The organism is Nocardia sp. NPDC050413 (assembly GCF_040655475.1).
Taxonomy (GTDB): domain Bacteria; phylum Actinomycetota; class Actinomycetes; order Mycobacteriales; family Mycobacteriaceae; genus Nocardia; species Nocardia coubleae.
The window spans coordinates 1-19,943 of sequence record NZ_JBFAJZ010000002.1 but is presented as its reverse complement, the minus strand read 5'-3'; the positions used below and the strand labels follow the sequence as shown (position 1 = coordinate 19,943).

At 68.4% G+C, this 19,943-nt stretch carries 20 protein-coding genes; 2 read left to right on the top strand and 18 right to left on the bottom strand.

Features of this window, described 5'->3' with window-relative positions; genetic code table 11:
- Positions 1 to 233 precede the first annotated feature (233 nt).
- The 13 genes from AB0I19_RS06085 to AB0I19_RS06025 form a co-directional block, all read right to left on the bottom strand.
- A complete protein-coding gene (locus tag AB0I19_RS06085) occupies positions 234 to 1,157 on the bottom strand; it encodes a tyrosine recombinase XerC (protein ID WP_357145196.1) in 924 nt (307 codons plus the stop codon).
- A gap of 218 nt (positions 1,158 to 1,375) precedes the next feature.
- A complete protein-coding gene (dprA, locus tag AB0I19_RS06080; protein ID WP_357145193.1) occupies positions 1,376 to 2,542 on the bottom strand; it encodes a DNA-processing protein DprA in 1,167 nt (388 codons plus the stop codon).
- Positions 2,539 to 4,047, bottom strand: coding sequence for a YifB family Mg chelatase-like AAA ATPase (locus tag AB0I19_RS06075; RefSeq protein ID WP_357145191.1), 1,509 nt, complete (start codon positions 4,045 to 4,047; stop codon positions 2,539 to 2,541). Before AB0I19_RS06075 ends, dprA begins: the two co-directional genes overlap by 4 nt.
- Positions 4,047 to 4,403, bottom strand: coding sequence for a YraN family protein (locus tag AB0I19_RS06070; RefSeq protein ID WP_067496228.1), 357 nt, complete (start codon positions 4,401 to 4,403; stop codon positions 4,047 to 4,049). Before AB0I19_RS06070 ends, AB0I19_RS06075 begins: the two co-directional genes overlap by 1 nt.
- Positions 4,404 to 4,499: 96 nt before the next feature.
- Positions 4,500 to 4,805, bottom strand: coding sequence for a DUF2469 domain-containing protein (locus tag AB0I19_RS06065; protein WP_011210678.1), 306 nt, complete (start codon positions 4,803 to 4,805; stop codon positions 4,500 to 4,502).
- A 46-nt stretch (positions 4,806 to 4,851) separates the two neighbouring features.
- Positions 4,852 to 5,556, bottom strand: a complete 705-nt coding sequence (locus AB0I19_RS06060; RefSeq protein WP_084476864.1) for a ribonuclease HII — start codon at positions 5,554 to 5,556, stop codon at positions 4,852 to 4,854.
- 19 nt (positions 5,557 to 5,575) lie between these two features.
- Positions 5,576 to 6,319, bottom strand: coding sequence for a signal peptidase I (gene lepB, locus AB0I19_RS06055; protein WP_357146645.1), 744 nt, complete (start codon positions 6,317 to 6,319; stop codon positions 5,576 to 5,578).
- A gap of 107 nt (positions 6,320 to 6,426) precedes the next feature.
- Positions 6,427 to 6,768: a 50S ribosomal protein L19 gene (gene rplS, locus AB0I19_RS06050; protein ID WP_019048201.1), complete on the bottom strand. Its 342-nt coding sequence runs from the start codon at positions 6,766 to 6,768 to the stop codon at positions 6,427 to 6,429.
- 160 nt (positions 6,769 to 6,928) lie between these two features.
- A complete protein-coding gene (locus AB0I19_RS06045) occupies positions 6,929 to 7,819 on the bottom strand; it encodes a hypothetical protein (RefSeq protein WP_357145188.1) in 891 nt (296 codons plus the stop codon).
- 21 nt (positions 7,820 to 7,840) lie between these two features.
- On the bottom strand, positions 7,841 to 10,225 hold the full coding sequence (locus AB0I19_RS06040) for a Tex family protein (RefSeq protein ID WP_357146642.1): 2,385 nt from the start codon (positions 10,223 to 10,225) through the stop codon (positions 7,841 to 7,843).
- Between the two features lie 65 nt (positions 10,226 to 10,290).
- A complete protein-coding gene (locus tag AB0I19_RS06035; RefSeq protein WP_357145185.1) occupies positions 10,291 to 11,433 on the bottom strand; it encodes a hypothetical protein in 1,143 nt (380 codons plus the stop codon).
- A gap of 112 nt (positions 11,434 to 11,545) precedes the next feature.
- Complete coding sequence (locus AB0I19_RS06030; protein ID WP_357145182.1) at positions 11,546 to 13,159, bottom strand: AMP-binding protein; 1,614 nt, start codon at positions 13,157 to 13,159, stop codon at positions 11,546 to 11,548.
- A complete protein-coding gene (locus AB0I19_RS06025; protein ID WP_357145179.1) occupies positions 13,159 to 14,772 on the bottom strand; it encodes an AMP-binding protein in 1,614 nt (537 codons plus the stop codon). The genes AB0I19_RS06030 and AB0I19_RS06025 overlap by 1 nt, the downstream gene beginning before the upstream one ends.
- Before the next feature lie 84 nt (positions 14,773 to 14,856).
- Between AB0I19_RS06025 and AB0I19_RS06020 the strand changes: the two genes are divergently transcribed.
- Together AB0I19_RS06020 and AB0I19_RS06015 are read left to right on the top strand one after the other, a co-directional pair.
- On the top strand, positions 14,857 to 15,696 hold the full coding sequence (locus AB0I19_RS06020; protein ID WP_357145176.1) for a LuxR C-terminal-related transcriptional regulator: 840 nt from the start codon (positions 14,857 to 14,859) through the stop codon (positions 15,694 to 15,696).
- Between the two features lie 135 nt (positions 15,697 to 15,831).
- Positions 15,832 to 16,200, top strand: coding sequence for a VOC family protein (locus tag AB0I19_RS06015; RefSeq protein WP_067496209.1), 369 nt, complete (start codon positions 15,832 to 15,834; stop codon positions 16,198 to 16,200).
- Here AB0I19_RS06015 and trmD read toward each other — a convergent pair.
- The 5 genes from trmD to AB0I19_RS05990 form a co-directional block, all read right to left on the bottom strand.
- On the bottom strand, positions 16,197 to 16,877 hold the full coding sequence (gene trmD, locus AB0I19_RS06010) for a tRNA (guanosine(37)-N1)-methyltransferase TrmD (RefSeq protein WP_357145173.1): 681 nt from the start codon (positions 16,875 to 16,877) through the stop codon (positions 16,197 to 16,199). The two genes, AB0I19_RS06015 and trmD, sit on opposite strands and share 4 nt — an antisense overlap.
- Before the next feature lie 3 nt (positions 16,878 to 16,880).
- Positions 16,881 to 17,405: a ribosome maturation factor RimM gene (gene rimM / locus AB0I19_RS06005; RefSeq protein ID WP_357145170.1), complete on the bottom strand. Its 525-nt coding sequence runs from the start codon at positions 17,403 to 17,405 to the stop codon at positions 16,881 to 16,883.
- Positions 17,406 to 17,648 (bottom strand): RNA-binding protein, encoded by a 243-nt coding sequence (locus tag AB0I19_RS06000; protein WP_056811833.1) that lies wholly within the window; start codon positions 17,646 to 17,648, stop codon positions 17,406 to 17,408.
- A complete protein-coding gene (gene rpsP / locus AB0I19_RS05995; protein ID WP_181696808.1) occupies positions 17,648 to 18,088 on the bottom strand; it encodes a 30S ribosomal protein S16 in 441 nt (146 codons plus the stop codon). The genes AB0I19_RS06000 and rpsP overlap by 1 nt, the downstream gene beginning before the upstream one ends.
- Before the next feature lie 232 nt (positions 18,089 to 18,320).
- The gene (locus AB0I19_RS05990) at positions 18,321 to 19,415 is read right to left on the bottom strand and encodes an amidohydrolase family protein (RefSeq protein WP_357145167.1); all 1,095 of its coding nucleotides are present in this window, start codon (positions 19,413 to 19,415) and stop codon (positions 18,321 to 18,323) included.
- Between the last annotated feature and the right edge of the window lie 528 nt (positions 19,416 to 19,943).

Below are 19,943 nucleotides of genomic sequence, written 5' to 3'. Positions count from 1 at the left end.
AACTTCATACGACCGCCGCGTCGACCCACAACTCGCCGACGAGGATTGTCCACGCTGTCACCTCGACAGCCTCGCGTATTCGAGGGGCCGACGGAGCGGGTCGAGGTGTGCTGTGCCCGGGTGGTGCGGGGCAAGCGGTCGAGATAGATCTCCCCGGTGAAGCCGATCAGTGCGACCTGACGGGCTGCACGTCCTCGACGTGGTATCGCGCGGATGCGGCGCCGGCGTCGCGATCATGCGCGGGGATGGGCTTGGTCGTGGACTCGTTTGAGGCGTTCGACGGAGACGTGGGTGTAGAGCTGGGTGGTTGCCATGCTGGCGTGGCCGAGGAGTTCCTGGACGACGCGCAGGTCGGCGCCGCCTTCGAGGAGGTGGGTGGCGGCGGTGTGGCGCAGGCCGTGGGGGCCCATGTCGGGGGCGCCGGGGATGGCTGCGACAACCTCGTGGACGACGGTCCGCGCCTGGCGTTGGTCGAGGCGGCGGCCACGCTGGCCGAGGAGCAGTGCGCGACCGGAACGCTCGTTGGCCAGGGCGGGGCGGCCGGCACGCAGCCAGGCGACGAGAGCTGCCTCGGCCGGGGCACCGAAGGGCACCGAGCGCTCCTTGTTGCCTTTGCCGAGTACCCGGACGAGTCGGCGTTCACGGTCGATGTCGTCGAGGTCCAGCCCGCACAGTTCGCTCACCCGGATCCCGGTGGCATACAGCAGCTCCACGATCAACCGATCGCGCAAGGCCATCGGGTCGTGCTGTGCGGCACCGGATTCCGCCGCACCCATCGCCTGTGCCGCCTGCTCACGACCGAGCACCGCAGGCAGCACACGGTGCGCCTTGGGGGCCTGCAACCGCAGCCCCGGATCGATATCCAGCCGCCCCGTCTCGGTCAGCCACGCGGTGAAAGTCCGTGCCGCCGAGGCTCTTCGCGACAGTGTCGTCCGCGCGGCCCCACCCGCCGCCAGCTCGGCCAGCCACGACCGCAGCACTCCCAGATCGAGTTCCCGCAAAGCCGCATCCGCCGACCGCGCGTACAGATGCTCGAGCAGAGACCGCACATCCCCCACATAAGCCCGCACCGTATGCGCCGACCGATTCCGCCCCAGCCGCAGATGCCGCCCGAACTCCCCGAGCAAAGCAGTCAGATCCTCGGGCAACACATCCATTCCCCCACCGTCGCCCCTCCCCCTCCTTCACGCAACCCACCACGCCGCACACCACTGGGTCGATGAGCTCCCACCCATCCAGGTAAAAGACCTGCAACTCCCCGCTCCAGGGCCACACCGCCCCTGGCACCAGCCACCGGAAGGGCAACCACACTGCCCACCTGTTCCGGCGGGCAGTGCCATTCGCTGGCCGTCACGGACCGAGCTCGACGAGCTGGTCAACCCGGGCGCCGGGTGCGGAACCAACCCTCGGAATCGCAGCCGACCAGGTCGGCGAGTTCCAGGCTGGGGAGGACGGCGCGGACGGTGGCAAGGTCGAGGCCGCACTGGTCGGCCAGGTCGCGGGGTTGGCGGGAGCCGACGGCGGGGAGGGCGGCGTAGACCTCGGCTTCGGCGCCGCGCAGGTGGTGGGCGGGGTCGGTGGGCGCGCCTTCGCCGACGGGGAGGCGCAGGGGGCCCGCTTCCTCGACGACGTCTTCGGCGCGGGTGACCAGCAACGCCTCGCCTTCGCGGATCATGCGATGGCATCCCACCGACGACGCCGACCCGACCGGGCCGGGAACCGCCATGGCCGGGCGACCGAGGCGGCGCGCCCATTTCACCGTATTCCTTGCACCGCTGCGCAATCCGGCTTCCACCACGAGTACGCCGTCTCCCAGGGTGGCGATGAGCCGGTTGCGGGCCAGGAACTGATGCTTCTGGGCGGCGACGCCGGGTGGGTATTCGCTGACGACCAGACCGCTGTCGGCGATGGCGGCGAGCAACCGGTCGTGCTGTGCGGGGTATGGGCGGTCGACGCCGCAGGCCAGGACGGCGACGGTGGGCCCGCCGACGGCGAGTGCGGCCCGGTGGGCGGCCGCGTCGATACCGAAGGCCGCACCGGACACGATGGTCCAGCCGCGCCCCGCGAGATCACAGGCGATCTCGCTGGCCACCTGCATCCCGTACCCGCTGCTGCATCGCGAGCCGACTACTGCGACAGCGCGTTCCGATGCGGCACGCAACGACAGCGGTCCGCGCGCCCACAGCACGAGCGGCACGGCAGCTTCCCGGTCACGGTCGGTGTCGAGCTGGTCGAGACCGAGCATTCGCCAGCCCGGCCACTCGTCGTCATCGGGCGTGATGACCCGGCCACCGATTCGCTGTATGGCCTCGAGATCTCTGGCAGCCGAGTCGATTTCACGTCGCGCGGCGGTGGGACCGCGCAATGCGGCAGGCAACTCGTGCTCGCGCACCGCCCGCGCCGCCTCGCAGACCCCGACCGAGGCGATCAGCGCCGACAAAGGCGCACACGGACCCTGCACCACCCGAGACAGGTACACCCAGGCCAGCCTGCGTTCATCGACATCGAGGTCGACGGCGCCTATCGCGCTCTGCCCCGTCATTGCCCACCCCGCTGCCGGAAGTTCAACGACGACAGCACATCCTGCACGCTGGGCAGCTCCCCACCGCGCAGATCGCAGACCGTCCAGGCCACGCGAACCGCCCGGTCGGCACCGCGCGCCGACATTCGCCCCAACCGCAGCGCGGTCTCGATCGGCGCGATCGCGTCGGCGGGCAACCGGAACCGCTGACGCAGAATGTGCCCCGGCACTTCGGCATTGGTCGCCCAACCGTCCGCGCTCCACCGCTCCGCGGCGCGTGCCCGAGCTTCGGCGACCCGGGCGGCGACGACGGCACTGGTCTCGGTCTGCTGGTCGCCGAAGGCGGCCCCGGCCTGACCACGCATCTGCACCCAGATGTCGATGCGATCGAGCAGCGGACCCGACAGCTTGCCGAGGTACCGGCGACGAGCGAGGGGTGCGCAGATGCAGTCGACATCACGGGCGGGTGCACACGGACAGGGATTCGCCGCGAGCACCAGCTGGAACCGCGCCGGATAGCGAGCCACACCGTCACGCCGGGCGATCCGCACCTCGCCCTCTTCCAACGGAGTGCGCAGTGCCTCCAGCACTTTGGTGCCGATCTCGGCGCATTCGTCGAGGAACAGCACTCCCCGATGCGCCCGGCTGACCGCACCGGGCCGGGCCATACCGGAACCACCACCGATCATGGCGGTCACCGAAGTCGAGTGATGGGGCGCGACGAACGGCGCGAGCGTCATCAACGGTTGTTCGGCTGTCAACGAGCCCGCCATCGAATGGATTGCCGTCACTTCGAGCGACTCGGCCTCCGACAGCGGCGGCAGCAACCCCGGGAGACGTTGCGCCAGCATAGTTTTACCGATTCCCGGTGGTCCAGTGAGCAGCAGATGATGACCACCTGCCGCAGCCACCTCCAGCGCCCAGCGCGCCTCGTCCTGGCCGACCACATCGCTGAGGTCCCCACACGGCACCTGGATGCCGGGCACCACACCGTCGGGTTCCAGCAGCGTCCCTTCACCGCGCAACCAGGCGACCACAGCGCGCAGGCTCGTCGCACCGAGCACCTCGACGCCCTCGACCAGACCGGCTTCGGCCACCGCCTCGGCGGGCACCACGACGGTCGGGCAGCCGGCATTGCGTGCCGCGATCACCGCGGGCAACACACCGCGAACCCGGCGTACCCGCCCGTCGAGGGCTAGCTCGCCCAGCAGCACGGTTTTCACGAGCTTGTCGCCCGGCACCGCACCGGAGGCGTCGAGCACCGACACGGCGAGCGCCAGATCGTAGACCGAGCCGACCTTCGGTAGCGTCGCGGGCGACAGCGCCAGAATCACCCGCCCGTCGGGCCACTTCTCCCCCGTGTTCGCCACCGCGGAGCGCACCCGGTTGCGCGATTCCTGCAGGGCCGTGTCGGGCAGGCCGACAAGATTCACCGACGGCAGTCCCTGGCCGATATCCGCCTCGATTTCCACCAGCTGGCCGTCGACACCGGTCACCGCGACCGACAGCGCACGCCCGAGGGCCATCAGAAGGCCCCCGTCAGGTGATCGATCACCGGTTTGCGGCCACGCGGAACGAGCACCGACACCACATCGAACCGGATGCGCCGCCACGGCCCGTCCTGCTCGGCCAGCCACAGCAACGCCAATCGCCTGATCCGCTGCTGTTTACCGAAGGTGACCGACTCGGCCGGGCTGCCGAAGCCGAGGCCGGACCGTGTCTTCACTTCCACGAACGCCGTCACCGACGGGTCCTGGACGATCAGGTCCAGCTCCCCGTACCGGCATCGCCAGTTGCGGGCGACGATCTGCATCCCGGCCTCGCACAGATATTGCGCGGCCAGCTTCTCCCCGTATGCGCCGAGCGCCTGTTTGTCCGTCACGGGTGCAAGCGTGCTCCCGGCGCTGAACTACGCCGGGAGCACGACCTGCGGAAACACAAACCCTGTGGACAACTCACCCCCTGGGGACAACTCCCCTTATTCGGGCAAACGGAGGTCGGGCTTCTCCAGCTCCTCGATATTGACGTCCTTGAACGTGATCACCCGAACGTGCTTGACGAAGCGGGCGGGACGGTACATGTCCCACACCCAGGCATCGCTCATCCGCACTTCGAAGTAGACCTCGCCGTCGGCGTTCTGTGGCCGCAGCTCGACGGAATTGGCCAGGTAGAAGCGCCGTTCTGTCTCCACCACGTACGAGAACTGGCCGACGATGTCCTTGTACTCGCGGTACAACGACAGTTCCATCTCGGTTTCGTACTTCTCGAGGTCCTCAGCACTCATCGGGTGGGACATCCTCCTGCTAGCAGCGCCGCGTTCATTGATCACATCATCGCGCATGAGCCGCGCGGGTAGCCACCCGGCTACCGTCCGGCACCTCGAGTTCGCGCACATTCCGCCAAGATCGGCGGTGTTCGGTGCTCGGACCGAGCGCGCGCAGGGCCGCGGTGTGCTCGGGGGTGTTGTAGCCCTTGTGCGCGGCGAAACCGTAGCCGGGCAGCTCGGCGTCGAGCTCGACCATCATGCGGTCCCTGGTGACCTTGGCCAGGATGCTGGCCGCCGCGATGCACGCCGCGGACGCGTCGCCACCGATCACGGGCAGCGAGGGCGCGGGTAGGCCGGGGACCTTGAATCCGTCGGTCAGGATGTAGCCGGGGGTGCGGCCGAGGTGGGCGACCGCGCGACGCATCCCCTCGATATTGGCGACGTGGATGCCGATGGCGTCGATCTCCCAGGCGGGGACCACCACCACACTCCAGGCCAGCGCGAGACGCTTGACCACCGGGAACAGTTCCTCACGGGCCGCCTCGGTGAGTTTCTTGGAGTCGTCGAGCCCCGCCAGCTTGTCGTAGGCCTTGGGCGCGAGCAGGCACGCGGCGACCACCAGCGGCCCCGCGCAGGGCCCGCGCCCGGCCTCGTCGACACCGGCCACCGGGCCGAGGCCACTGCGGATGAGCGCCGCCTCGAGCGTGCGTAAGCCACCCGCCCGGCGCATCACCACCCGCGGCGGCCAGCTGGTCCGATCCTGCCCCACAGTTCGATTGTCCCCGTGTCTAGTTTTCCTGCGGATTCTGCGAGCTCACCGGGCCCATCCGGCCGGGCGGCCAGATCTTGAACACGGTCTTGCCGCGCACGTTGTCGACCGGAACGGTGCCTTGCAGATCGTCGCTCACATGAGCGCGCGAATCGGCCGACTCGTTGCGATTGTCACCCATCACCCACAGATGCCCCTCGGGCACCTTCACCGGCCCGAACATCCGCCCGGCCGGGTACACGGCGTTCGGACGGTCGGTGAACCAGGGGTAGTCCTTCTTGATGTAGGGCTCGTCGAGCGGTTTCCCGTCGACCATCACCCGGCCCTGCGGGTCACAGCACTGCACGGTCTGCCCGCCGACGGCGATCACGCGCTTGACGAGATCGTTCTCGTCGGGCGGAACCAGGCCGAAGTAGGACAGGAAATTCTGCACACCGCGGATGGCCGCGTTGTCGGAGCGGATGGACTTGTAGTGCCCGTTCCACGATTCGGGGCCGACGAACACCACCACATCGCCCGGACCCGGCTCGGAACCGTAGTAACTGATCTTCTGCACGTAGATGCGGTCGCCGATCTGGAGCGTGTCCTCCATCGACTGCGACGGGATCACGTAGGGCCGCCCGACGAAAGTGACCATCAGGGCGGCGATCACCGCCGCGATCACGACCAGTATCGGCAGTTCCTGCCAGAACGGCCGTTGCTTCTTGTCGTCGGCCTTTTTCCTGCGCCGCTTGCCCTCGTCACCCGAATCGGACACCGACACCGACCCACTTTCGTCTGCCACGCCGAACAGAGTAGCCCGGCGCCCCGACGTGAGTCGGGTGCCGGGCTACTGTCAAAGATTCTGTGCCGGAAAGAGCTACCGGAAGATCAGCGCTTTTCCTTGATCTTGGCGGCCTTGCCGCGCAGGTCGCGCAGGTAGTACAGCTTGGCGCGACGCACGTCACCACGGGTCACGACATCGATGTGGTCGATGTTGGGGCTGTGCACGGGGAAGGTGCGCTCGACACCCACACCGAAGGACACCTTGCGGACCGTGAAGGTCTCGCCGATGCCGCCGCCCTGACGCCGGATCACGACGCCCTTGAAGACCTGGATGCGCTCCTTCGAGCCTTCGATGACCTTCACGTGCACGTTCAGGGTGTCACCGGGACGGAAGTCGGGGACATCGCTACGCAGCGACTTCTCGTCGACGAAATCAAGGGTGTTCATTTTCCACCTTTTCGGATTCTTCGCGCGAACAGAGGAACCTGGCGGCTCGCGCTCGACCGGTTCGTGCTCAGTACAGGGGTGCTCCCGGACATGACTCGCCCAAGGCAACCGGTTCATTGTGCCAGACGGGGTGGTCACGACTGAAATCGGGCGGCGCCGGTCACTTGTCGGCGGGCTTGCCGGGACCGGCTTCGGCCCGTCGACGGGGCAGCAGGTGCGGGTGCGGTGGCGGCGCGGGCGGGGCCGCGACGACCTTGCGCCGCAACTCGACCTCGGCGGCGGTGCGCGCGTGTTCGACGTCGGGCTTCCCGGCGATCAGATCCTGGATGAAGATCTTGGCCCGGATCACGGGACGACGGTAGCGCCGCTCCCGGGCGATCGCGCGCGACATCGTCTTGGGTCGGTGCCCGTAGCGCCACCGCGCCCACGGCGCTCCCGGGCGGCTCAGCCGGATCGCACCCACCAGCAGCAGCGGGGTGAAGAACATGCCGAACAACCCGGTCCAGATCTTGCCCTTGGCGATCACCACGGCGGCCAGGACGAGATTGATCGCCACGGTGACGACGATGCCGACGCGCACCCCCACACCGGCCGACTCCCGGAAATCGTCGTAGTCGAGGAAGGTCGCCGGCTGCACCCCGAGCAGCAGCAGCCCCGTCACGGCCAGCGCGACGAACACCGCGTCCACCGAGGTGCGGCCCTGCTCCTCCCAGTACACGTCGCGCAGGTAGAAGATCAGCGCGAACTCGTCGAGCACCAGCGCCGCGCCGATGCCGAAGAAGGCGGCGAGCACGCTCGAGGTGACCTGGGTGGAGTCCTCGGCGGTGGCGATCAGGCCGATGCCCGACAGCAGCACCGTGATGACGCCGAACACCATGTGGTGGATGTGGGTGTCACCGGCTTTGAGGTTGCCCGGCCACCACTTCACCTGCGCGCGGATCAGGCGCACGCTGACCCGGATCACCACGAAACCGAGGATGAACCCCAGCAGGAAACAGAGCAGGGGCAGGCGGCCGTGCGCTATCACATCGTCTTCGAGCCACCGTCGCATGCCGCCCGCCCTGTCGTCGACCTACTTGCCGAAACCGGCCCGGCGCAGTGCCTCGGCCATCGAACCGGTCGGTTCGGCAGCAGGCTTGCGCTGATTGCCGCCGCGCGGTTGCGCCTGACCCCGGCCCTGCGCGCGGGCGCCGCCCTGGCCACGACCACCCTGGGGGCGACCTTGGCCGCGCGGCGCACCGCCTCCACGATTGTCCCCCGTGGCGGGCTTGCCCGGTTCGTCATCGAGCCGAAGGGTGAGCCCGATGCGCTGACGTGCGACATCGACCTCGAGGACCTTCACCTTCACCACGTCACCGGACTTGACCACTTCGCGCGGATCCTTGACGAAAGTGTGCGACAGCGCCGAGACGTGCACGAGGCCGTCCTGGTGCACACCGACATCGACGAACGCACCGAACGCGGCCACGTTGGTGACCACGCCCTCGAGCACCATGCCCGGCTTAAGATCGGCGACTTTCTCGATCCCGGCGGCGAATTCGGCGGTCTTGAACTCCGGGCGCGGGTCGCGGCCGGGCTTCTCGAGTTCGGCGATGATGTCGCTGACGGTCGGCACACCGAACTTCTCGTCGGTGAACTCGACCGGCTGCAGCGAGCGCAGCACCGAGGTGTTGCCGATGACCTCGGCGATCGGCTTACCGGTTCGCTCGAGAATCCGGCGGACCACCGGGTAGGCCTCGGGGTGCACCGCGGAGGTGTCGAGCGGGTCCTCACCCCCGCGGATCCGCAGGAAGCCCGCGCACTGCTCGAAAGCCTTGGGCCCCAGCCTCGGAACCTCGAGCAGCGCGGTGCGGCTGCGGAACGGGCCGTTCTGATCACGGTGGGCCACAATGCTTTCCGCGACCGAAGAGGACACACCGGAGACGCGGGCCAGCAGCGGCACCGAGGCGGTGTTCACGTCGACACCGACCGCGTTCACCGCGTCTTCGACGACGGCGCCCAGCGAGCGCGCCAGCAGTGTTTCGGACACGTCGTGCTGGTACTGGCCGACACCGATCGACTTCGGATCGATCTTCACCAGCTCGGCCAGCGGGTCCTGGAGGCGGCGCGCGATCGACACCGCACCGCGCAGTGACACGTCCATGTCGGGCAGTTCCGCGGAGGCGTAGGCCGACGCGGAGTACACCGACGCGCCCGCTTCCGAGACAACGATCTTGGTCGGCTTGTTCTCGGGGATACGCGAAATCAGTTCGGTGGCAAGGGCATCGGTTTCGCGGGAGGCGGTGCCATTGCCGATGGCGATGAGCTCGACGTTGAATCGAGCGACCAGCGCGGCGAGCACGGCAAGGGACTTCTCGGTCTGCCCCTGCGGCTTGTGCGGGTAGATGACCTCGGTCGCGACGGCCTTACCGGTGGCGTCGACGACGGCGACCTTCACGCCGGTGCGGTAGCCCGGGTCCAGTCCCATCGTGGTGCGGGTACCCGCGGGCGCGGCGAGCAGCAGGTCGCGCAGGTTGGCGGCGAAGACGTCGACGGCGTCTTTCTCGGCGGCCTGACGCAACCGCATCCTGGTGTCGATACCGAGGCTCACCTGCAGTTTGGTTCGCCAGGCCCAGCGCACGGTGTCGAGCAGCCAGGTGTCGGCGGGGCGGCCCTGGTCGGCGATGCCGAAGGCCTTGGCGATGCGGCCCTCGTAGATGGTGCGCGTCCCGGGTTCGGGTTCTTCGGTGTCGGGTTCGAGGTGCAGGGTGAGCACCTCTTCCTTCTCCCCGCGCAGCAGCGCGAGGATCCGGTGCGAGGGCAGCTTGTGGAACGGTTCGCTGAACTCGAAATAGTCGGCGAACTTGGCGCCCGCCTCTTCCTTGCCCGCACGCACCGTCGAGGTGACCTGGCCCCGGTTCCACATCATCTCGCGCAGCTCACCGACCAGGTCGGCGTCTTCGGCGAAGCGTTCGACCAGGATCGCGCGGGCGCCGTCGAGTTGCTCGGCGGTGTAGTTCGCGGGGTCGGTGGTCGGGTCGGTGATGAGCGCGTCGGCCACGGGTTCGTGCCCGGCCTCGCGCGCGATCTGGGCCTTGGTGCGGCGCTTGGGCTTGTAGGGCAGGTAGATGTCTTCGAGGCGGGCCTTGGTCTCGGCGAGCATGATCTGCTCGTGCAGGGCGGGGTCGAGTTTGCCCTGGCCGCGGATGGATTCGATGATGGCGCCGCGTCGCTCGTCGAGCTCGCGCAGGTAGCCGAGCCGTTCTTCGAGCTGACGCAACTGGGCATCGTCGAGGCCGCCGGTGACCTCCTTGCGGTAGCGCGCGATGAACGGGACCGTCGAACCACCGTCGAGCAGTTCGACGGCGGCGCGGACCTGCGTCTCACGCACCCCCAATTCGTCGGCGATCCGCCTGCCCACGCTGGCCAGGATGGTCGTGCTGTCGGTCGGAGTGCCGTTCGACGTCGAACGGGCGATCTCGGGCGCTGTCGTCACAGCCGCAGAGACTACAGCTCCCCGCCGACACCCGGCTCGATCCCAGGTCAGCGCACCGTCGTGAGCTCGGGTTCGGTGATCGGGCGATCCAGGAGTGTGTCGGTGCGCTCGCGCAGGAATTTGTCGAACATCGCGGCCACGTAGGAACGCACCAGCGTCGCCATCCGTTCGGTATCGATGGTGCCGATGTACTGCGCGGCAGCGGGCTTGGCAGCGGCGGGGACGAACGCGGGCATGTCGGTGAAGTCGTAGTGCGCCGAATCCGCAATCGCCAGATGGCGTTTCCAGCCGGTGGCCTTACCCCAGAACGCGTCGAACGACGGGTTCCCGTCACCGACCTGCTCGATCTGGGAGCTGGTCAGCACGAGTGTCGGCCTGTCGACGCCCTCGGTGACGGCGCGACCGAACGCTTCGTCGACACCGATCTGGCCGTCCATGTCGACCGCCGCGTCGATGCGGCGGTCGGCGTGCATGGCTTCGACCGCGGTGTAGCCACCCGAGGAATGGCCGACAGCACCGACCCGTTCCACATCGAGTACCCGCCCCAGATCGGTGGGTAGCGCGTCCTGCTCGGAATCCGGATTCTCACCACGCGACAGCCGGGTCAGCGAGTCGAGGACGAACCGGAAGTCGAGCAGCCTTGCCGCAATGTACTTTTCGCGGATAGTCGTATCGAAACCCTTCGGTGCGGGTGTGGGGAAGACAAGGCGCCCGCCGGGGAACTCGACGGCCGGTCCCGTCTCATAGGTGTGATCGACGGTCACAACCACGTAGCCACGCGAGGCCAGATCTTCGGCCAATCCGGTGCCGAGGACACGCGAAACACCGGCGCCGGGCGTGTACAGCACCACCGGGTAGGCCGTTCCGGCGCGGGCGGGCGCGTCACGATGGGCGTGGGTCAGTACGCCGGGAAGTTCGATACCCAGCGTCTTCTCGAGCCCGGGGATCAACTCGGTCGACGCGTAATGTGCCCGCGGGTATCGGTCGACGTCGGTGGCCGGGTAGAAGACCGAAACCATCAGTTCCCGTGTCCGGCCGGCTTCGAGCGGGTCCGGTGTGGCGGCGTCGACCAGGTGCAGCGTCGTCGTTCCCACCGGCATTTCACCGGTGGGGCGCGGCAGCACAGTGACTCCCGGCCCTGCCTCGACCGTGGCTCCGCTCGCCGCCACCAGCGCGCACATCACTGTCATGACAGTCGATACGCGACGGATCATCCTGTCCCCCAGCACATTCGGTGGCGGGCATCGAGCACCCGACCGTCGCGAGCACGGTAGCAAACGGCGGCCGTGCCCGCGACGGATCTCAGCGGAGGAGATCGAGGGCCAGCTCCCGCATTTCGGCCTTACGGATCTTGCCGGTCACCGTCATCGGGAACTCGTCGACCACGTGCACATAGCGCGGGATCTTGTAGTGGGCGAGGCGACCAGTGCAGAAGTCGCGGATCGCGGCGGCGTCGAGCGGGGCGGCGCCCTCGCGCACACGGAGCCAGACCATCAGCTCCTCACCGTATTTCTCGTCGGGGACGCCGATCACCTGGGCGTCGACGATGTCGGGGTGGGTGTAGAGGAATTCCTCGATTTCGCGGGGGTAGATGTTCTCGCCGCCGCGGATCACCATGTCCTTGATGCGGCCGGTGACCGAGAGGTAGCCGTCGTCGTCCATCACGCCGATGTCGCCGGTGTGCATCCAGCGGGCGGCGTCGATCGCCTCGGCGGTCTTGTCGGGCTGGTCCCAATAGCCGAGCATCACCGAGTAGCCGCGGGTGCACAGCTCGCCGGGTTCGCCGCGCGACACCGTGCGACCGGTGTCGGGGTCGACCACCTTCACCTCGAGGTGCGGTCCGACGCGGCCGACGGTGGCGGTGCGGCGTTCGATGCTGTCGTCGCGGCGGGTCTGGGTGGACACGGGGCTGGTCTCGGTCATGCCGTAACAAATCGATACCTCGGTCATCCCCATGCGGTCGATCACCCGCTTCATCACCTCCACCGGGCACGGTGAACCGGCCATGATGCCGGTGCGTAGGCTCGAAAGATCTTGGGACGCACCGTTGTCGAGCTCGGCGAGCATGGCGATGAACATGGTCGGCACACCGTAGAGCGAGGTGCATCGTTCGGCGGCGACAGCGGCCAGCGTGGCGGCCGGATCGAACGACGGCGCCGGAATCACCACCGTCGCACCGTGTGAGGTGGCCGCGAGGTTGCCCATGACCATGCCGAAGCAGTGATAGTAGGGAACCGGCACACAGATCCGGTCGGCGCTGGTGTACCCGCAGAGTTCGCCGACGAAGAAGCCGTTGTTGAGGATGTTGTGGTGGCTCAGGGTCGCGCCCTTGGGGAAACCTGTTGTGCCCGAGGTGTATTGGATGTTGATCGGGTCGTCGGCCGACAAGGTCGCCGCGATGGCGGCCAAGCGCTGCGGGTCCGGTGCCGTCTCGGCCACTTCCTGCCACTGGGGTGTGCCGAGGATCAGGACCTGCTCCAGCGCAGGGCAATTCGGACGTGCCTGCTCGATCATCGCCACGTAGTTCGAGGACTTGAACTCCGCGGCCGCGATCAGTGCCCGCACCCCGGCCTGCCCGAGGACGTACTCGAGTTCGCTGCTGCGGTAAGCGGGGTTGATGTTCACCAGGATCGCGCCCAGCCTGGCCGTCGCGTACTGCACCAGGTACCACTCGGCGCAGTTCGGTGCCCAGATGCCCACCCGGTCACCGCGTTCGATGCCGCGGGCCGCGAGTCCGGTCGCGACAGCGTCGACGGCGACCCCTACTTCGCGATAGGTCCAGCGCCGGCCCGTCGTCCGGTCGACGAGGGCTTCGTGATCGGGATAGGCCGCGATGGTCCGGTCGAGATTCGCGCCGATGGTGTCGCCGAGCAGCGGGGTGCTCGCGGGACCGCAGGCGTAACTGAGTTCGGACATCACCGGATCTCCTTGCCGCGCAGCAGGAACCGCTGCACTTTCCCGCTGGGGGTTTTGGGCAGACTCGCGACGAAATGTACCCGTCGCGGATAGGCGTGGGCCGCGAATTCGTCCTTCACCAGCTGTTGCAACTCGGCCACCAGCTCGTCGTCGCCCGCGACGCCCTCACGCGGCACCACGAACGCCTCGAGCACCTCGCCACGCAGCTCGTCGGGCATGCCGACGACGGCGGCCTCGGCGACCTGCGCGTGCATCACCAGCACGCTTTCCACCTCGAACGGGCCGATCCGGTACCCGGCCATGATGATCACATCGTCGTCGCGGGCGCTGAAACGGAAGAATCCGTCGGCATCGCGGGCACCGACGTCGCCGGTCAGGTACCAGCGGCCGTCGGTGGTGAACCGTGCCGAGGTGCGTTCGGGATCGTCGAGGTAGCCCAGGAACCACAGCAGCGGACTGTGATCGGTGTCGATGGCGACGCGGCCCACCTCGCCGGGCGCGGCCTCGGTGTCGCTGTCCTCGGCGAGCACCGCGCACGCCCAGCCCGGCAACTGCATACCCATCGAACCGGCTGGGGCGTCGACGTCGAGGTCGGGGTGCCAGGCGTGGCAGATGACCATGCCGTGCTCGGTCTGGCCGTAGTGATCGCGCACCGCGACACCGAGCGCCTCGCGGGACCAGGCGACGACCTCCGGGGTGAGCGGCTCGCCCGCCGAGGAGGCGCGGCGCAGCGCGATCCCCCGCACACCCTCGGCACGCAACGCCCGGTAGACGGTGGGTGCGGCGGCGAAGTTGGTGACACCGAACCGGCGCAGCACCTCCCCGGTCAGCTGCGCCGAGAACCCCGCGTGCAGCAACAGGCTGCGCACCCCGGTGGCCAGCGGGGCCAGGATCGCGTAGTACAGCCCGTAAGCCCAGCCGGGATCGGCCGCATTCCAGTAGACGTCGTCACCACGCACATCCAGCGCGAACTCCTGATAGGCGTGGAAGGAGGCCAGCGCCCGCACCGGAATGGGCACCCCCTTGGGATTTCCGGTCGTGCCGCTGGTGAACAGTTGAACCAGCAGACCGTCGCCACCGACCGCCACCGCGGCGGCGCGCGGGTCGTCGGGCTCGTGTGCTTTCAGCAATTCCCGGAACGACAACGTGCCGGGCACCTCGTCACCGACGACGACGAGGGATCGACAGGCAACCCCTTCGGCGGTAAACAGTTTCGGCACCTGATCGGCGTCGGCGACCACCATCCGCGCCTGGGCCGCCGCGAGCCGGAACTGGATCGCCTGCGGCGCGAAGGCGGTGAACAACGGCACGTGCACCGCACCACGGCGCCAGATCCCCAGCAGCGCCACCACCAGGTCGGCGGACTTGGCCATCAGGGTGGCCACCCGGTCGCCCGGGCCGACACCGCGGCCCGCCAGCACGGCGGCGAACCGGGCCGAACGCTCGCGCAGCTCGCCGAAGGTCAGGTCGTGGGAGCTCAGATCGGCCTCGACAACGGTGAACGCGATCGCATCGCCCGGATGCCCGTCACACAGCAGCTCGGCCGCGCACACGCCGGGGCCGTCGTATCGGTCGAGCAGGTCGCGCACCCGCGCGTCCAGGTCGGTACTCATCGCAGTTCTCCTCAACACCGTGCCGGTCTCGCATAGAATGTGGCACACCTCACGTTCGCCACTACCCCCGAAAAGGGGTGATCCATGAGCTCCCTGTTGCGTCCCCGCGACGGCGACGCCCTGCGCGCCGAGATCCGCTGGGTGTCGCGCCGGGCGAACGTGCCGGTGGTGTTCGGCGGCCCCGTCGACGAGGACACCTTGCTGCTCACCGAGTTCGTCGGCACCGTCACCACCGGTTTGCGCGGGCTGTCGGTGCTGCGCACCTCCGGCCTCGGCGGGCAGGCGATGGAATACCGGAGACCGGCGGCCGTGGCCGACTACCGCCGCGCGCCCACCATCACCCACGACTACGACGCGGCCGTCTCGGGCGAAGGGCTGCGCTCGGTGATCGCCGTGCCGGTCGTGGTCGGGGACCGGCCGCGCGCGGTGCTGTACGCGGCCACCCGCGGCGCGAGCCCCCTCGGTGATCGCACCGCCGACGTGATCATGGCGGCGGGCAGGCGGCTGGCGAACGAGATCGCCGTGCGCGACGAGGTGGATCGACGGGTGCGGTTGCTCGAGCTCGCGGAACCGGTCGCCGCGACACCGGCCACCGAGGAGCTGCGCGAGATCCACGCCGAACTGCGTGCCATGTCGGCCGCCGTCGACGATGCCGCGCTGCGTGATCGGCTGGCGGGTGTGTCGGCACGACTGGCCGCCGTGATGACCGGGGCACCCGTCGACGAAGCACCTCGGCTGTCGCGGCGCGAGATCGACGTGCTCGCCCAGGTGGCCCTCGGCTGCACGAATCAGGAAGTGGCGCTTCGGCTCTCACTCGGGGCGGAGACGGTGAAGAGCTATCTGCGGCACGCGATGAACAAGCTCGACGCCGGCACCCGTCAGGAAGCTGTGGTGACGGCGCGGCGGTACGGGCTGCTGCCCTGAGGCACGCACCTGTTTCCGGACGGAACCAGCAATCCTCGTTCTGGACGATCACACAACGAACAACCCCAAGTGATACCCAAATGTCTTTAGCGCAAAACAATCTCGGCGCGGAATCCGACCGGTACCGTCGATCCGATGACGGAGCCTTTTCAGCTGGCCGGCCTCTCCCTCGACTGCGCCGACCCCGAGTCTCTCGCCCGTTTCTACCTGGGGCTGCTCGGCGGCCGCGTCCTGTGGAACGACGAGCACAGCGTCGGTATCCGCATACCGTCGGGACTGACGATCGCGGCACAGTACGTGGAGGGCTACTACCCGCCGCAATGGCCCGGCACGCCCGCGGTGTACCTGGACCTCGCGGCCGACGCCGACCTGGATCTGTGTGAACAGCACGCGCTGGCGGTGGGCGCCACACCCGCACCGGTACAACAGGATCCGCGCTGGCGGGTACTGCTGGACCCGGCCGGACATCCGTTCTGTATCACCACGCGGGTGATGGCGAACTAGTCGGGCAGCAGGTCGGGCCTGCGCTCGCGGGTCCGCCGCAGCGACTGCTCGCGACGCCAGGCGGCGATCTTCGCGTGGTCGCCCGACAGCAGGATCGGCGGCACCTCGAGATCGCGCCAGGACACCGGGCGGGTGTAGCTGGGGCCCTCGAGGAGGCCGTCGGAGAACGAATCCTCTTGGTGTGACTGCTGATTGCCGAGTACACCGGGGATCAGGCGGACCACGGCCTCGGTCATCACCAGTACTGCCGCTTCGCCGCCGATGAGCACGTAGTCACCGATGCTCACCTCTTCGACGCGCACGCGGCGGGCGGCATCGTCGAAGACGCGCTGGTCGATGCCCTCGTAGCGGCCGCAGGCGAATACCAGGTGTTTTTCGGTGGACCAGCGTTGGGCGGTTTCCTGGGTGAAGGGCACACCGGCCGGGGTGGGGACAACGAGCAGAGCGTCGTCGGGGCACACCTCGTCGAGCGCGTCGCCCCAGACGGTGGGCTTCATGACCATGCCGGGGCCGCCACCGTAGGGCGAATCGTCGACCGACTTGTGCACGTCGTGGGTCCAGCGACGCAGATCGTGCACACCGATCGAGATCAGGCCCTTGTCGACGGCCTTGCCGAGCAGCGCTGTGCGCAGCGGCTCGAGATATTCCGGGAAGATCGTGACGACATCGAGTTGCACGAATTACTCCGGATCGAGCAGGCCCTCGGGCGGGGTGATGACCACCAGACCGTCGGTGACCGACACGGTCGGCACGATGGCGGTGACAAAGGGAATCAGAATTTCGCGGCCGTCGTCCGCAGCGCGCACCGACAGCAATTCGCCTGCGGCGGAATGCAATACCTCGGTGACCTTGCCGACGACGGTGCCGTCTTCGAGTTCGACGCGCAGACCTTCGAGCTCGTGGTCGTAGAAGGCGTCTTCGTCGTCGGACGGCGGCAGTGTCTCGCTGTCGACGACGAACAGCATGCCGCGCAGTGCGTCGGCGGCGGTGCGGTCGTCGACGTCGTCGACGAAGACCAGAAGCCGGCCCGAGTGCTCTCGAGCCGACTTCACGGTGAACTCACGGGTCGCCGACGACTTCGGCATGCGGCCGTGCAGGGTGGCACCGGGAGCGAACCGGACATCCGGCTCATCGGTGCGCACCTCTACGACGAGCTCACCACGCACTCCGTGCGACTTGGCGACCCGACCTACGACGAGTTCCATCTAGGCGTCGGTGTCGACCACGTCGACCCGGATGCCCCGGCCACCGATACCGGCGACCAGGGTGCGCAGCGCGGTCGCGGTACGACCACCGCGACCGATCACCTTGCCCAGATCTTCAGGATGGACATGCACCTCGACGGTGCGTCCGCGACGGCCGGTGAGCAGCTCGACGCGGACGTCGTCCGGGTTGGCGACGATGCCACGAACCAGATGTTCGACGGCGTCGGCAACAACGGCAGTCATTACTCGGCAGCCTCGGTGGCCGGGGTCTCCTCGGCGGCAGCCTCTTCCTTCTTGGCGGCCTTCTTCTTCGGGGTGACGGCCTCGGCGACGGGCTCGTTGTCGGCGGCGGCCAGCGCGGCGTTGAACAGGTCGAGCTTGGACGGCTTGGCGGCCTTCACCTTGAGGGTGCCCTCGGTGCCCGGCAGGCCCTTGAACTTCTGCCAGTCGCCGGTGATCTCCAGCAGACGCTGCACGGACTCGGTCGGCTGCGCGCCGACGGACAGCCAGTACTGCACGCGCTCGGAATCGATCTCGATCAGCGAGGGCTCTTCCTTCGGGTGGTACTTGCCGACCGACTCGATGGCCCGGCCGTCACGACGGGTGCGGGCGTCGGCGACGACGACGCGGTACTGCGGGTTGCGGATCTTGCCCAGACGGGTGAGCTTGATGCGAACAGCCATGCTGATCTGCCTCTTTCAGTAGTTTGGTCACCACGCGATTCGGCGACCCACATGGTCTGCGGGTCCGGTTTCGCGCATGAAGTGCGTGACCGCCGCGCGGTACGTAACCGGAGACGGGCTGACACTGTCCAGGGAGGACGGTGGTCCATTGTGCCAGACAGGTCGAGCCCGCCTGAAATCGCCCGGTGCGATCGCGAAGCCCTTGCCGGGGCCGCACGAGGGCACGGCGCGATCAGCGGTGGCCGGTGACCGGGTTGGGGGTTTTGACGACCATGCCGCGGAGGACGACCCAGAGGGGGTCGGTGAGGGCGGTGGGGGTGGTGCGGGGGTCGTGGGCGTAGACGACGAAGTCGGCGGGGGCGCCTTCGGTGATGGATTCGCGGCCGAGCCAGGTGCGGGCGTTCCAGGAGGCGGCGCCGAGGGCGTCGTGGGGGGACAGGCCCGCGCCGGTGAGGGCGGCGATCTCGTCGGCGATGCGGCCGTGGCGGATGGAGCCGCCCGCGTCGGTGCCCGCGTAGATCGGGACGCCCGCCTCGTGGGCTTTGCCGACGGTGTCGCGGACGCGGCGGTGCAGGTCGCGCATGTGGGCGGCGTAGACGGGGAATTTGGTCGCCGAGTCGGCGATGCCGGGGAAGGTGTCGATGTTGATGAGGGTGGGGACCAGAGCGGTGCCGTTGGCCAGCATCAGTTCGATGGTGTCGTCGGTGAGGCCGGTGCCGTGCTCGAGGCAGTCGATGCCGGCGTTGATGAGGCCGGGCAGGGCGTCCTCGCCGAACACGTGGGCGGTGACGCGGGCGCCGTTGGCGTGCGCGGCGTCGATCGCCTGTTTCAGGATGTCGTCGCTCCACAGCGGACGCAGATCCCCCACCGACCGGTCGATCCAGTCGCCGACGATCTTGACCCATCCGTCGCCGAAGCGCGCCTGTTCGGCGACGATCTCCGGCAGGTCGCGTTCGTCGTCTAGTTCGATGCCGAGTTCACGGATGTAGCGCTTGGGCCGCGCGATGTGGCGCCCCGCGCGGATGATTCGCGGCAGTTCGGCGTGCTCGTCGATGAACCGCGTGTCGATGGGCGAACCTGCGTCGCGCAGCAGCAGAGCACCTGCGTCACGCTCGGTCTCGGCCTGCTCGATAGCACCCTCGCGCGTCTCGTCCCCACCGCCGTAGCGAATACCGACGTGACAGTGGGCGTCTACCAGACCCGGCACGATCCACCCTGTGCGACAGAGGGTTTCGGCCCCCGCCACCGGCTCGAACGTCACCGCACCGTCGACCACCCAGAGGTCGAGCTCCTGATCACCGGGAAGAACCACACCACGCAGATGCACACCAACCTCCAGACGTCAGCCTGCCCCCAACCTACCGCCAACACCCCACCCCGAACCCGCCGAAACCACATTCCCAGCCCCCACATTCCCAGTCCGCTACACGACTCCATACGAGCCGTTCACCCGCCACAATCCCGAGCCACACTGCACCACTCAGTCGGTCACCCACACACACAATCCCGACCACCACACGAGCCCCTACCTACCGCACCCCATCCCAAACTGCACCGCCCGAGTCTGCCGCCTACCGCACTCCCCGGCCCACGTTGCACCGCCCGAGTCGGCCGCCTACCTCACTCCCAGCCCACGTGGCACCGGCCCGAGTCGGCCGCCTACCGCGCTCCCGGCCCACGTGGCACCGGCCCGAGTCGGCCGCCTACCGCGCTCCCGGCCCACGTGGCACCACTCGAGTCCGCCATGACAGCAGTCCCAGCCCCGCACGACCCGACCTCGAGGAGGGTCCGCCGCGAAGCGGCGCAGCGGCCCGGCCGCGCGAACAGCGCTCGAAGCGCATGCGCGAAGCGCGAG